The following is a 13,724-nucleotide window of genomic DNA, read 5'->3' as shown; positions in this document are numbered from 1 at the left end:
GAGGATCTCGTACTGTGAGGCGTGAAACGACGCGGACCGTCGCACGCGGTCCGCCAGCAGCAGACAGGAAGACACAACGTGAGCGACCCCATCCGCCTGGAGCCCGGCGACCAGGCTCCCGACTTCACCCTCAGCGACGCCGACGGCCAGCCCGTCACCCTGAGCAAGGTCCTGGCCGACACCGGCAAGAGCGTCGTCCTGTACTTCTACCCGGCCGCCATGACGCCCGGGTGCACCACGCAGGCCTGCGACTTCCGCGACAACATCGCCGAGTTCGCCGCCGCCGGCTTCACCGTCCTGGGTGTCTCCCCGGACAAGCCCGAGAAGCTCGCCCAGTTCCGAGAGCAGGAGAGCCTGACCTTCACCCTGCTCGGTGACCCGGACAAGGACACCCTGCGCGCGTACGGCGCCTTCGGCGAGAAGAAGAACTACGGCCGCGTCGTCCAGGGCGTCATCCGCTCCACGGTCATCGTGGGCACCGACGGCAAGGTGACCAAGGCGTTCCACAACGTGAAGGCCACCGGCCACGTGGACCGGATCAAGAAGGAACTGGGCGTCTGAGCCCGCCGACCGGCCGCCCGGAGACCACGGGCCCGGACGGCCGGTCGAGTCCCCGATCCCGGTAGAGTGGCCCCGTCGGGGCCGTAGTCCAACGGCAGGAGACGGCAGCTTTAGGTGCTGTACAGTGCGGGTTCGAATCCCGCCGGCCCCACTCCATCCCCGGCGGCTCTTCGGAGCGTCCCGGCGGACCCCCGTGAACGACGAGAGGCGCGCGAACACCGGTTCGCGCGCCTCTTCGTGTGTCCGGTGGTCAAAGACCGAAGAGCGCCCACACGACCAGGGCCAGCAGGGCGACCACACCCAGGCCGACGGCGGCCGCCACCGTCAGGTGGCTGCGCTCGGAGTGCTTGCCCGACTTGGTGAGCCCCAGCGTCTCGGTGGACTCGCGGATCGACAGCATGATCGAGTTCACCGCCTCCGGGCTGTTGCGCAGCCGTTCGCTGATGGACTCGGCCAGCACGTGCGCTCCCGCGCGGAAGTGCTCCCGCGCCGACTCGCGCTCCTCCGACCCCTCGGTGTCGGCTCCCGCCTCCTCCTCGGAGGCGCCCTCGGCCGCGGGCGCGCGCTCCACGTCGGTACGTTCGGGTGCCCAGGGGGCCAGCGCCGCGATCCGCAGCATCTTGGCGGCGTTCTCCGCGCTCAGCCGCTCCCCCGGCTCCACCCGCAGCATCCCGGCCAGCACCGGGGCGAGCGGCCCGGCGTTGGTGGCCTCCTTGGGCTCGTCCAACGGTTCCTGGCGCAGGATCTTGATGTAGCCCTTGCGGTCGTAGGGCGGGTAGCCCTCGACCGCCGCGTACAGGGTGGCGCCCAGGGACCAGATGTCGGACTCCGGCCCGACGGGACCGGCCTTGGCGCGCTCCGGCGGGATGTAGGCGGGTGAACCGATGATGCGTCCCGAGGCGCTCAGCGCGGACTCGCCGTTCCAGGCGGCCAGGCCGAAGTCGGTCAGAACCACCCGACCGGCCTCGTTGATCATCACGTTCTCCGGCTTGACGTCCCGGTGGACGATGCCCTCGTTGTGCGCGACCTTGAGCGCGTCGATCAGCTGGAGCCCGATCTCGGCCACGCGCTGGTACGGCAGCGGGCCGCCCACCTGGATGATCTCCTCCAGGGTGGAGGCCTCCAGCAGCTCCATGACGATCCACGGCCGCTCGTCCTCGTCCACGACGTCCAGGACGGTGACGAGGCTGGGGTGGACGAGGCGTCCGGCGACCCGGGCCTCCCGCGTGGTGCGCTGGACCAGGGACTCGCGTTCGTTCCGGCTCAGGTCCGAGGGCAGGCGGAGCTCCTTGACCGCCACCTCACGCTTGATGACCAGGTCGGTGGCACGCCAGACGGTGCCGACGCCGCCGCGCGCGATCTCGGAGGTCAGCTGGTAGCGGGCCTTGAGCAGCCGACCACCGCCCTCCGGCTCAGCCACGGCCGCCTCGGGAGGCGCGGGATCGAGCGACGTCTGGGGCCGCTGCGTGTGCGGATTTTCTAGGGAGGACACGGTTATCCACGGGTCCATTCACCGGCCATGGTGGCCTCCTGCGGAGCATTGCGGTCGCTGTCACCACTTAGGTGCACGGATCACTCGTTATACCAGGATGACGCCGGGGTCACGCCGCTGGTTGTCTGATGGCTGACACATAGGTTCGGTTTCGTTATGTCCGGGGGAGGGCCACGCATGCCGTGACGAGGCCCTCCCTTACCAATCCTTGACCCGGGCGGGCCCACGTACACGTGCGTGCTCGCGTGCGCCGCCCCCGGGGATCAGCTCCAGAGGGACTCGGGGCTGCGTACCTCGACCGGCCCGACACCGGTGTTGGTCAGCGGTTCGCGCAGGCTGTCGGCGTCGCCGACCACCACCACGACGGCCTCCTCAGGACGAAGGTACTCGACGGCGGCGGAGTTCAGGTCCTCGGCGGTGAGCTTCTCGTATCCGGCGCGGATGCGGTCCACGTTGTCGTCGGGCAGGTCGTGCACGACCATGTCGACCAGCGCGCCCGCCATGGCCCGGGCCGTGGAGTAGGTGACCGGCAGGCCCACGGTGTTGGACTCGCGGACCGTGGACAGCTCGTCCTCGGTCACGCCCTGGTCGCGCAGCTTGTTCACCTGCTCCAGGGAGGAGGTGACCGAGTGCGCGGTGGTCCCGGCCTCGACCTGCGTGCTCATGAAGAACACACCGCTGTCGCGGCGCAGGTCGAAGCGGCTCCCGGCGCCGTAGGTGTAGCCCAGGCGCTCGCGCAGCTCCATGTTGAGGCGGGAGGTGAACATGCCGCCGAGGATCTCGCCGACGCCCTCGGCGCGCGGCAGGTCCACCTGCGAACGCGAGGGTGCGCGGTGCGCGATGACCAGGGCCGACTGCACGGAGCCGGGACGGTCGACGATGAGCACGCGCGGCAGGTCGCCGGGCGGCGGCTCGGGCTCGGTGGCCTTGCGCTCCGGCGCGGGCGCGGCGTCGCCGAACACGATCCGGCCCAGCTCCTCCAGGTCGACGTTGGCCAGGTCGCCGACGACCACGAGGGTCCCGGCCACCGAGGCGATCGAGTCGGCGTGGAAGCGCGCGACGGTCTCGGGGCTGATGTCGGCCAGCTTGACCGGGCCGCCCGCCAGCGGCGTGGCGTAGCGGCCGGTGAACAGCTGGCCGCCGAGGCTGCGCATGGCCAGGGTGGAAGCGGAGGAGGCGTCAAGCCAGAAGCGCTCCAGGAGCTGCTCACGGCGGCGAACGACGTCGTCGGGGTTCAGGGCCGGACGGCGCACGGCGTCCGCGAACAGGTTGACGGCGTCGCCCAGGCGGTTGGTGGGCGCGTCCAGGCCGGTGATGAAACCGTCCCAGTTGACGCGGGCGATCCACTCGGCGCCGTGGCGCTCCAGGGCCGGGGCCAGGGAACTGTTGCCGCCGGGGCCGTCCTCCAGCGCCTCGCTGGTCAGAGCGCTGACGCCCATGGCGTCGAGCGGTTCGACGGCACCGCCGAAGGGGTGCACGAGGCGGAGGGAGGCCAGCTGCTGGCCGGGGACGTCGAGGGCGACGACGGTGCCGCCGCCGACGGTGATCCGCTGGGGCTTGGGAAAGGTGAAGGACGCGGGGGCGCCGAGGTCCGGGCGGTTCTGCATGCTCTGCGGCTCTTTCTGCGGCTGGGCGGGAACGGGGCGGTTACGCCTGCTGGGCTTGGGCCGCGGCGTCGGCCTCGGCTTCCGCCTGGAGCGTCTCGGCGGCGGTCTCGGGCTCGGGGTCGAACCGGACGACCAGCATGTTGTCGTCGACGAGCAGGTTCGCGGCGGCGGCGCGGACCTCCTCGGCGGTGATGTCCGCCCAGCGCTCGGGCCAGGTGAAGGCGAGTTCGGGGTCGCCGAACAGCTGGGTGCAGCTGCCGATGCTGTCGGCCAGGCCGGAGGGGCTGGCGATGGAGTGCAGGTGCTCGCGTTCCAGGACGGCGCGGGCCCGGTCGAGCTCCTCGTCGGTGACGCCGTTGGCGAGCTTGGCGACCTCCTCGCGGATGGCCTGCTCCAGGACGTCGCCCTGCACGCCCTCGCGGGCCAGCATGTTCACCAGCAGGAGGCTGTCGGTGTAACGGAAGGGCAGGATGTCGGCGGAGCCCCCGCCGTCGTCGGCGGCGATGGGCCGGTCCACGACCAGCGACCGGTACAGGCGGCTGCCCTGGCCCTGTCCGAGGACGGCCGCTGCCAGCTGGGCGGCGTCGTGTCCGCGCTCGCCGTAGGAGGGGACGCGGAAGCCGATGAACACCCCGGCGGCCGGGACGGTCTCGGTCACGGCGTCCCGCACGGGGCCGCCCAGGGGCGCGCGCAGTGCCGGGTCGGGGGTCTCGGGGAGGTCCTCGCGGGCGGGGATACCGCCGAAGAACTTCTCGACCCTGGCCAGGACGTCCTCGGACTCCAGGTCGCTGACGATGGTCAGCACGCAGTTGTCGGGGCCGTAGTGCGCCTTGTGGAAGGACTTGACGTAGTCCAGGTCGGCGTCGTCCAGGTCCGCCATGGAGCCGATCGTGGAGTGGTGGTACGGGTGGCCCTCGGGGTAGGCCAGGCGCAGGATGCGCTCCAGGGCCGTGCCGTAGGGCTGGTTGTCGTAGCGCTGGCGGCGCTCGTTCTTGACGACGTCGCGCTGGTTGTCCAGGACCTCCTGGGTCATGCCCTCGCGCAGGGTCGCCAGGCGGTCGGCCTCCAGCCACAGGACGGTGTCCAGGGCGTGGGTGGGGACCGTCTCGTAGTAGTTGGTGCGGTCGGTGGAGGTGGAGGCGTTGATGTCGCCGCCCAGCCGCTCGACCACGTCGAAGTGCTCGCCCTTGGTGACGTTCCCGCTGCCCTGGAACATCAGGTGCTCGAACAGGTGCGCGAACCCGGTGCGGCCGGTCACCTCGTGCCTCGACCCGACCCCGTACCAGAGGTTGACCGAGGCGACCTGCCCGGTGGAGGCCGGAGCCGTCACCAGACGCAGTCCGTTGTCCAGCGTGTACTGCTCGACCCGTCCCGCCGTTCCCATGGTGGTCACCAGCGCATGCACCCCATCAAGTTCCGTTGACTGCTTCACCGAACACGACCCTATGTCCTCAGGGCCCTTCGGGAACACTCGGTTGGAGTAATCCACAGGTGCGAAACCCGGCCGCCGCCCGGCCCCCGGCCGTGGACCCGACCGGTAGCCGCGGCCACGGCCACGGAGCGGAAGCGGCTACCCGTTCCGGTACTCCGTGGTGTCCATCGACTCGGCGATCTCGTCGTAGACGGCGCTGTACTGGGCGTCCACGGACCACACGTAGAGGAGGACGTCGCTCTCCGGAAGGAACCACATACGAACCTCGAAGGTGTCGTCGTTGTCGCAGGTGACGGACCAGATGGAGTAGTGGGACTTGCGGCCGTCGGCGTGCTCGAAGACGCTTCCGGCCCCGGTCTCCAGGCTGGCGTCGGCCACACCGATGTTGCCCGAGGCGGCCGTGTTGAGGCTGCGGCAGCTGCCGGTGTCGTCCGCCCAGCCGTCGTCGTCGTTGAAGGACTCGTCCTTCTTCGGCCAGCTCTGCGGGTGCTTGTCGGCCTGCTTGGGAACGAGCTGGATCGAACCGTAGGCACAGGAGCTCTGGCCGGGAGGGGTCATGCACAGCTCGGAGCCGTCGTTCTGGACGTCCCACTCGTCGGGGGTGTCGATCCGTACGCCCATCACGTCGGCGTTCTCGAACCCCTCCGGGCCGGGCGGCTCGATCGCGGGCATCATGCCGCTCTCGCCGCGCTGCAGTTCGAGCTCGCCGGGGGCGTCCTCGGAACCGCAGGCGGTGAGCGCCAGCAGGGCAGTCGCCGCGACCGCGGCGACACGACCGCCCCTCAGCCGGTCCCGAACCAGGTCCGTCGTGCCCGCCATTGTGCGTTCCGCCCTTCTCATACGGTCCCCGAACTCGTGTCCGACAGATCGGAGCACAGTCGACCATAGCGCCCCCGACACACCCTCCGCGCCGGACCACCTCCCCTACTACTCTGGGTCCATGGTGGACCTCGCGAAGATCACTGAGCCCTTGTCCCTCAACCGGTTCGGGGCCCGACCCCGGGGACCGTTGGTCCTGGAACTGGACCTCACGGAGGGTGTCGCCGACGAGGCGCCGGGCGATCCCCTCAGCCAGATCATGAACAGGCGCAAGCAGCACTACCTGGAGGTGCTGGAGGGCATCCGCAGAGGTGCCCGGGACCCGGAGGTGGGCGGTCTGGTCGTGCGGGTGGACGCCCGCTCGCTGGGGATCGCCAAGATCCAGGAGCTGCGCGACACCGTGGCCGACTTCCGCGCCACCGGCAAGCCCGCCGTGGCCTGGGCGGACACCTTCGGCGAGGCCGGGGACGGCAACCTGCCCTACTACCTGGCCACCGCCTTCTCCCGGGTGGTCCTCTCCCCCACCGGCCTGGTGGGGCTGAGCGGCCTGATGTCGCGCACCACGTTCCTCAAGGGCGCCCTGGACAAGCTCGACGTCACGTTCGAGGCCGGGGCGCGCCACGAGTACAAGAACGCGATCAACCCGTACACGCAGACGGGGTACACCGACGCCCACCGTGAGGCTGCGGGGCGGCTCGTGGAGTCGATGAACGACCAGATCGTCGCGGCGGTCGCCGAGAGCCGCGGGCTCTCCGAGGATCGTGTCCGGGAGCTCGTGGCCACCGCGCCGATCCTGGGCCAGGAGGCGCTGGACGCCGGGCTCGTCGACCAGCTCGCCTACCGCGACGAGGTGTACTCCGAGCTCAACGCCGAGGTGCGGGCCAGGGCCGAGGGCTCCCCCGAACCCACCCTCCAGTTCGTCACCCGGTACCACCGCAGGCACGTCCCGCCGCCCCGGCCCCGGTTCGCCGACAACGGGGACCACATCGCCCTGATCTCCGCCAACGGCGGCATCAACCTGGGTAAGAGCCGCCGTTCACCGCTGGGCGGCACCGTGATGGGTTCGGACACCGTCTGCGCCGCCTTCCGCGCCGCCCGCCAGGACCCCCGGGTCCGGGCCGTGGTGTTCCGGGTGGACAGCCCCGGCGGTTCGGCCATCGCCTCGGACCTGATCCGCCGCGAGAGCCAGCTGACCCGGGAGGCGGGCAAGCCGGTCGTCACGACCATGGGCGACGTCGCCGGGTCGGGCGGCTACTACGTCGCCATGGGGTCGGACGCGATCGTGGCCCAGCCCGCCACCATCACCGGGTCCATCGGCGTGCTGATCGGCAAGCCGGTCATGGGCGCGCTCCGGGAGCGCTTCGGCATCACCTCCGACTCCGTGAGCGAGGGCCCGCACGCGGGCATGTTCGACACCCTGACGGGGTTCAGCGACTCCGAGTGGGAGCGGATCAACACGCTCCTGGACTCCATCTACGAGGACTTCGTGGCCAAGGCCGCCGCCGCTCGGGGCCGTACCTGGGACGAGATCCACGCGGTCGCCAAGGGCCGGATCTGGACCGGGGCGGACGCTCTGGAGAACGGCCTGGTCGACGAGTTGGGCGGCGTGGAGACGGCGGTGCGTCTGGCCCGCGCCAAGGTCGGGGCCGGGGCGCTTCCGGTGCGCGTCTTCCCGCGGTCGCACCCGCTGGACCGGCTCCGCCAGCACGAGTCCAGCGAGGACGTGGCCTCCGCGGAACCGCAGACGGTGCTGAGCGCCTGGGGCCCGCTGGAGCACCTGGCGGCCCGGCTGGGGCTGCCCGCCTCCGGCCCGCTGAGCATGCCCGGCTCGTGGGAGATCCGTTGAGCGTTCCGAGCGGCGCCTACCTGGAGGCGATGGCGCTGCTGCCGACCGGTGTGACCGTGGTGACCATCGCGGACGGCCGCGACGACATCGGGGCGACGGTGAGCGCCCTGGTGTCGATCTCCACGGACCCCCCGGTGGTGATGTTGAGCGTGGCCGGGGAGGGCTACGTGGCCGAGGTGGTGGGGGAGGTGGGCGCGTTCGCGGTGAGCGTGCTCGCCGCCGACCAGCGCGCGGTGGCGGGGCGGTTCGCCGCCGAGGGCCGCCCGAGTGCCCGGCACCTGGTGTCGGGGCTGGCACACCACCGGGGCGCGCACACCGGGGCGATCGTGTTGGATGACGCGCTGGCCGCGATGGAGTGTTCGGTGCGTCAACGCGTGGAGGTCGGCGACCACGTGGTGTTCTTCGCCGACGTGGTGGGCCTGCCCGAGGTGGGCGAGCGTCGGCGCGGTCCGGCGATGGTCCGCTGGGACGGTCGCTACCACGCCCTGGGCTGAGCGGATCGACGGACGCACGAGGGGCCCCGGAACCGGGCGACGGTTCCGGGGCCCCCTTGTGTCAGCGGGCGGGGTCAGACCAGGCCCTGCTCCTCCAGCCACTCCTGGGCGACGTCGGCAGCGTTCTCGTTACCGACCACGACGCGCTCGTTGAGCTGGGTGAGCTCCTCCGTGGTCAGCGCCGCGGAGACCGAGTTGAGGGCGTCCCTCGCGGTGTCGTCGACCTGCTCGGCGTTGATGAGCGGCGTGATGTTCTGCGAGCCGAAGAGGTTCTCCGGGTCCTCCAAGACCACCAGGTCCTCCACCTCGATCTGCGGATCGGTCGTGAAGAGGTTGGCCGCCTGGATGTCACCGTCCTGGAGCGCCTTGGTCAGCAGCGCGACCTCCAGCGAGCGGAACTCGGCGAACTCGATCCCGTAGACCGACTCCAGCCCCACCACGCCCTGGTGGCGCGTCTCGAACTCGGGCGGCCCGCCCAGCACCAGCTCGTCGGCCACGTCCGCCAGGTCGGTGAGGCTGGCAAGGTCGTGCTCCTCGGCCACCTCTCTGGTGACGGTGATCGAGTCCTTGTTCTCCGCGCTGGAGGAGTCCAGGATCTCCAACCCCTCCGGCAGGGCCTCCTCGACCAGGGCGTTGGTCTCCTCGGCGTCGGCGCTGGGCGCGTCGTCGTCGAGGTAGGCCAGGGTCGCCCCGTTGTACTCGGGGAAGACCGAGAGGTTGCCCGACTCGATCTGCGAGTAGTACACCTCGCGGCTGCCGATGTTGAGCTGGTACTCGACGTCGACGCCCTCGGCCGCCATGGCCCGGCCGTACAGTTCGGCGAGCAGGGTGCTCTCGGGGAAGTCGGCGGAGCCGATGACGACCGAGCCCGACTCGGCGCCTCCGCCGCCTTCCTCCTCGAAGGGGTCGCTGCCACCGCACGCGCTGAGGAGCAACACCAGGGGAAGCCCGATGAGGGCGAGCTTCTTGTGCATGTCCGAACCTTCTCTCTGGGGAGTCCTACTTGACAGGCGGTGCCCGAAGACCGCCCGGTCAGCGCGCCACCGCGGATTCGGCACGCAGTCCGGGAGCGACGAGGACCCGTCGCAGCCCGGCGAACAGGAGCGTGGTGGCCACGGCCAGCGCCACCACGAGCAGGGAGCCGCCCAGCATCATCGTCAGGTCCTGTCGGGCCTGGCCGTCGACGATGTAGCGTCCCAGGCCGCCCACTCCCACGTAGGCGGCGATGGTGGCCGTGGCCACCACCTGGACGGCGGCGGTGCGCATCCCGATGAGGATGAGCGGCGTGGCCACCGGGAGTTCGAGTTTGAACAGGACCTCGCGGCCGCGCATGCCCATTCCCAGGGCGGCGTCCCGGAGCCGGGGTTCCACGCCCCGGACCCCCTCGTGGGTGTTGACGAGGATGGGCGGGACGGCCAGCGCCACCAGCGCGGCGATGACGGGCACCAGTCCGATCCCGGCGGCCAGCACGATCAGGAAGAGCACGCCGATGGTGGGCAGGGCGCGGGCGAAGTTGGCCAGGCTCGCGGTGAGGAAGCCGCCCACACCGGTGTGTCCGGTGAACAGGCCGATCGGCACCGCGATGACGGCGGAGATCAGCAGGCCCAGCAGCGAGTAGTAGACGTGTTCGCCCAGCCGGGCCGGGATGCCCGCCGAGCCGCTCCACTGCGCGGGGTCGCTGAACCACGCCACGAGTTCGTTCAGGATGTCCATGGTTACTCCCCCGCCGTGGCTGGGCTCGGGTTCGCGGGCGCGGCGTTCGGGGCGGCGGGTGCGCCGCTGGGCGCGGTGGCCCCGCGGCGCGCTCGTGCGCGTCGTCCGCCGCCCGGCCCCGCGTTGCCGCGCGTCCAGGGGGTGAGCAGGTACTGGGCGATCACCAGCAGGGCGTCGGTGACGAAGGCCAGCAGGACCACCAGCACGATGCCGACCACGATGGGCGCGTCGAACTGGCGGCGGAACCCGTCGCTGAGGATGAGCTGGCCCAACCCGCCGAGGCCCACCAGGGAGGCGACGCTGACCATGCTGATGGTGGCCACCGAGGCCACGCGCAGCCCGGCGATGATCACCGGCACCGCCACCGGCATCTCCACGGTCACGAGGCGCCGGAGCGGGCTGTAGCCGATCGCCACGGCCGCCTGGCGTACGTGGTCGGGGACCTGGCGCAGCCCGTCCACGACGTTGGGCAGCAGGATCACCAGGGTGTACAGGGACAGCGGGATGATCGCGGTCCAGTCACTGAACCCGGTGTAGGGGAGCATGAGGAAGAACAGGGCGATGGACGGCACCGCGTAGAGCACGTTCACGCCGGTGAGCACGGGCGGGTAGACACCGCGCCAGCGCGCGCACGCCAGCCCCAGCGGCACGGCGACGGCCAGCCCGATGAGGATGGACAGGTAGGCCAGGCGCATGTGCTCCAGGAGCCGGGGCCAGATCCCCCGGTTGGGCTCGCCCGGGTAGCTCCAGTTGGCCACGCCCCAGTCGGTGACCCGCACCGCCCACTCCCAGGCCCCCACGGCCCAGTTCCCGCCGTCGGCGGCGATCACTCGGACACCGACCAGATCGCGGAGCCGAGGTCGTCCTGGGAGACCACGCCGACGACCCGGCCCTCGTCGTCCACGCCGACGGCGCGGCCCGCGGGTGAGAGCACGGCGGCGTCCAGGGCGGCGCGCAGGGAGTCGACCGCCACGTCGAAGGTGTGGCCGTAGGGCGCCAGGTCCAGTGAGCCGAGCGGCACCCCGGTGGGGGCCCGGTCGAGCTGCGCCGCGCTGACCCACCCTCGGGGCATCCGGTCGGGGTCCACCACGAGGGCCCAGGGTTCGGCGTCCCCGGCGACGACGTCCTTGGCCCGCTCGACCCGGTCCTCGTCGTCGAAGACGACGTCCTCACGCAGGGAGAGTCCGCTGGCGGGGAAGAACGAGAGGCGTCGCACGCCCCGGTCGTAGCCGATGAACGACTCGACGAACGCGTCCACGGGATCGGCCAGCAGGCGCTTCGGGGAGTCGTACTGCGCGAGTTCGCCGCCGGGGCGAAAGACCGCGATGCGGTCGCCGAGGCGCACGGCCTCGTCGATGTCGTGGGTGACGAACACGATCGTCTTGTTCAGTTCCTGCTGGAGGCGGATCAGCTCGTCCTGGAGGCTGGTGCGCACGACCGGGTCGACGGCGCTGAACGGCTCGTCCATGAGCAGGATCGGCGGGTCGGCGGCGAGGGCGCGGGCGACGCCGACCCTCTGCTGCTGGCCGCCGGAGAGCTGGTGCGGGTAGCGCTTGGCCTGGGCGGGTTCGAGGCCGACCAGTTCCATGAGCTCGGCGGCTCGTGCGCGCGCCTTGCTGCGCCGCCATCCCAGGAGCAGCGGCACCGTGGCGATGTTGTCCAGGACCGTGCGGTGCGGGAAGAGTCCCGCCTGCTGGATGACGTAGCCGATGGAGCGGCGCAGCTGGGCCGGGTCCTGTTCGCGGATGTCCGCGCCGTCGACGCGGATGGTTCCGGCGGTGGGCTCGACCATGCGGTTGATCATCCGCAGGGAGGTCGTCTTGCCGCTGCCGGAGGGCCCGACGAAGACCGTGGTCCCGCCGGACTCCACGGTCAGGTCCAGGCTGGCGACGGCGACGGTGCCGTCTGGATAGGTCTTGGCGGCGCCCTCGAATGTGATCATCGCGGGGTCGTCTCCGTTCGGGGGCCGGTTGGTGTTACCGCGGGGAGCCGCGCAGGTACGCAGCCTTCCCCTGGGCCTGGGGATCAAACGGGTTGAATCGGGCACCGTGACCGGACCGCGACCCCGGTCGGTCCCTGGGCGTGCCGGGAAGGGTACCCGAGGCCAGGAGGTGGTGGGACAGACGACACGCCACCCGCGTTCGAACATGAGTATGACCCGGCGGACGTCACATTCCGGTCGGGCTCAGCCCTGGTCGGAGATCCAGTCGGAAAGCTGGTGGAGGTCGTCGACCACCACGTCGGCCCGTTCGGCGTCGGGGGTGGCCGCGTGACGGTACCCGTAGATGCCCCGGCGCAGCAGGGCGGTGCGCATTCCCGCGCGGCGGGCGGGGAGGACGTCGTTGTCGACGCGATCGCCGACATAGAGGATCTCCCCCGCCGTGACACCCGGGCGGACGCGGTCGGCCAGCTCCAGGACGCGGTCGAAGAACTCGGGCTCGGGCTTCTGCGTGCCCCACACGTCGGAGATGCCGATGCCGTCGACTCCCAGGCCCATGGCGTCCAGGGCCGGTCCGGCCTCGGGCGGCTGGTTTCCCGCGATCACCAGGGACAGCCCGGCCTCGTTCATGGCCTTGAAGGCGGGGCGCACGTCGGGGTAGAGGTCGCGCTCGTCGAAGTGCTCGCGGGCGCCCTCGGGGTCCTCGGCGCGCCAGCGGGCGCTCTCGGCCTCCAGGTCGAACCCGGGCACGAGCAGCCGGAAGCCGTCGGTGAGCGTGCCGCCGGAGGCGATCACCGCGCCGATGGTGCCGAAGAACGCCATGTGCGGGATCGCGAACCGGTCCGCCCAGCGCGCGAAGATCCGCGTCTCGTCGATGAGTGTCTCGCCGACGTCGAACACCACAGTACGAATTGCCACGGTTAGGGAGTGTACAAGGCCTGTACCGGCGCGGACCCGGACCGGAGCGGCCCGGGCCCGCGACGCACGGGGCTCAGGTGCCGGGAGGGCGCAGCACGGCGAAGGCGTCGGTGACCTCCAGTTCGCGCGCCCGGAAGCGGAAGAGCGCGGCGGGTCGGCCGCCAGAGCGGCCGGAGGGCACCGAACGACCCGTCTCCTCGATCTGTCCGCGCCGCAGCAGGACCCGGCGCAGGTTGGTGGCGGCCACGTCGTGCCCGAGGGCGGCCCGGTAGTGGGCCGACAGCTCCGACATCGTGAACTCCGGCGGTGCCAGGGCGAACCCCAGGTTGGTGTAGCTGAGCTTGGAGCGCAGTCGGCGGCGGCCCGAGAGGACGATGGAGGCGTGGTCGAAGGCCATCGGGGGCAGGTCGGCGGCGGGGTGCCAGTCGGTGTCCGCCGGAACCACCGGGTCGATGTGCGCCGGGACCAGCCCCAGGTACGCGGTGGCCAGGGTGCGGCGCTGGGGGTCGCGGTCGGGGTCGCTGCGGGTCTCCAGCTGTTCCATGTGGCTGAGGTCGCGGACGTCGACCTTCTGCGCGAGCTGACGGCGGATCGAGGCGCCAAGGCTCTCGTCGGCACCGAGTCGCCCGCCGGGCAGCGCCCACTCGCCCTCGCAGGGCGGCAGGGCCCGCCGCCACAACAGGACGCACAGCTCGCCCGCGCGGATCTGGAGGACGACCGCGATCGCCTCGTGCGCGGACAGCACCGCGGCCCCTCCCCCCCGTTCGGGGTCGGCCGTCGCGGTCGGGCCCGCTGCGGCCACCATGGCCTGTCCGTTTGCTTCCGGGATATCCACCCTGTCCCTTCCGTTCCACGCCATGTTAAGCTTCACCAGGTTTGTGCCTGGCAGACAAAAACTTGGTC

Annotated in this window: 13 protein-coding genes and 1 tRNA gene; 4 read left to right on the top strand and 10 right to left on the bottom strand. The window is 71.3% G+C overall.

What is annotated here, in order from left to right; all coding sequences use genetic code 11:
• Window positions 1-78: 78 nt before the first annotated feature.
• Both bcp and KBX21_RS23695 read left to right on the top strand, forming a co-directional pair.
• The gene (bcp, locus tag KBX21_RS23700; RefSeq protein ID WP_210843801.1) at window positions 79-561 is read left to right on the top strand and encodes a thioredoxin-dependent thiol peroxidase; all 483 of its coding nucleotides are present in this window, start codon (window positions 79-81) and stop codon (window positions 559-561) included.
• A gap of 77 nt (window positions 562-638) precedes the next feature.
• Window positions 639-712 (top strand) — tRNA-Leu (locus KBX21_RS23695).
• Between the two features lie 99 nt (window positions 713-811).
• Here the strand turns inward: KBX21_RS23695 and KBX21_RS23690 are convergent.
• From KBX21_RS23690 to KBX21_RS23675, 4 genes are all read right to left on the bottom strand, one after another.
• On the bottom strand, window positions 812-1,981 hold the full coding sequence (locus tag KBX21_RS23690) for a serine/threonine-protein kinase (protein ID WP_307869263.1): 1,170 nt from the start codon (window positions 1,979-1,981) through the stop codon (window positions 812-814).
• 335 nt (window positions 1,982-2,316) lie between these two features.
• On the bottom strand, window positions 2,317-3,660 hold the full coding sequence (locus KBX21_RS23685) for a pitrilysin family protein (protein ID WP_210843797.1): 1,344 nt from the start codon (window positions 3,658-3,660) through the stop codon (window positions 2,317-2,319).
• Between the two features lie 40 nt (window positions 3,661-3,700).
• Window positions 3,701-5,044 (bottom strand): pitrilysin family protein, encoded by a 1,344-nt coding sequence (locus tag KBX21_RS23680; protein WP_049570413.1) that lies wholly within the window; start codon window positions 5,042-5,044, stop codon window positions 3,701-3,703.
• A gap of 186 nt (window positions 5,045-5,230) precedes the next feature.
• Window positions 5,231-5,911: a hypothetical protein gene (locus tag KBX21_RS23675; RefSeq protein WP_210843795.1), complete on the bottom strand. Its 681-nt coding sequence runs from the start codon at window positions 5,909-5,911 to the stop codon at window positions 5,231-5,233.
• 121 nt (window positions 5,912-6,032) lie between these two features.
• Between KBX21_RS23675 and KBX21_RS23670 the strand changes: the two genes are divergently transcribed.
• Together KBX21_RS23670 and KBX21_RS23665 are read left to right on the top strand one after the other, a co-directional pair.
• Complete coding sequence (locus tag KBX21_RS23670) at window positions 6,033-7,757, top strand: S49 family peptidase (protein ID WP_210843794.1); 1,725 nt, start codon at window positions 6,033-6,035, stop codon at window positions 7,755-7,757.
• The gene (locus KBX21_RS23665) at window positions 7,754-8,251 is read left to right on the top strand and encodes a flavin reductase family protein (protein WP_234003885.1); all 498 of its coding nucleotides are present in this window, start codon (window positions 7,754-7,756) and stop codon (window positions 8,249-8,251) included. Before KBX21_RS23670 ends, KBX21_RS23665 begins: the two co-directional genes overlap by 4 nt.
• Window positions 8,252-8,325: 74 nt before the next feature.
• On the opposite strand, the gene KBX21_RS23660 is transcribed toward KBX21_RS23665, so the two are convergent.
• The 6 genes from KBX21_RS23660 to KBX21_RS23635 all read right to left on the bottom strand — a co-directional run bounded on the left by KBX21_RS23660 (window position 8,326) and on the right by KBX21_RS23635 (window position 13,626).
• Window positions 8,326-9,225 (bottom strand): ABC transporter substrate-binding protein, encoded by a 900-nt coding sequence (locus KBX21_RS23660; protein WP_210843793.1) that lies wholly within the window; start codon window positions 9,223-9,225, stop codon window positions 8,326-8,328.
• Between the two features lie 58 nt (window positions 9,226-9,283).
• Window positions 9,284-9,964 (bottom strand): ABC transporter permease, encoded by a 681-nt coding sequence (locus KBX21_RS23655; RefSeq protein ID WP_049570268.1) that lies wholly within the window; start codon window positions 9,962-9,964, stop codon window positions 9,284-9,286.
• Between the two features lie 2 nt (window positions 9,965-9,966).
• Entirely contained in the window at window positions 9,967-10,794 is an 828-nt protein-coding gene (locus KBX21_RS23650) for an ABC transporter permease (RefSeq protein ID WP_049570265.1), read from the bottom strand.
• On the bottom strand, window positions 10,791-11,906 hold the full coding sequence (locus KBX21_RS23645) for an ATP-binding cassette domain-containing protein (RefSeq protein WP_049570263.1): 1,116 nt from the start codon (window positions 11,904-11,906) through the stop codon (window positions 10,791-10,793). Before KBX21_RS23645 ends, KBX21_RS23650 begins: the two co-directional genes overlap by 4 nt.
• A 243-nt stretch (window positions 11,907-12,149) precedes the next feature.
• Window positions 12,150-12,821, bottom strand: a complete 672-nt coding sequence (locus KBX21_RS23640; RefSeq protein ID WP_234003884.1) for an HAD family hydrolase — start codon at window positions 12,819-12,821, stop codon at window positions 12,150-12,152.
• 73 nt (window positions 12,822-12,894) lie between these two features.
• Window positions 12,895-13,626, bottom strand: coding sequence for an NUDIX domain-containing protein (locus KBX21_RS23635; protein ID WP_234003883.1), 732 nt, complete (start codon window positions 13,624-13,626; stop codon window positions 12,895-12,897).
• Between the last annotated feature and the right edge of the window lie 98 nt (window positions 13,627-13,724).

The sequence above is a fragment of the Nocardiopsis sp. B62 genome (assembly GCF_018070675.1).
Classification (GTDB): domain Bacteria; phylum Actinomycetota; class Actinomycetes; order Streptosporangiales; family Streptosporangiaceae; genus Nocardiopsis; species Nocardiopsis prasina.
The sequence above is the reverse complement of the archived record's forward strand: the minus strand, read 5'-3'. Positions and strand labels throughout refer to the sequence as shown.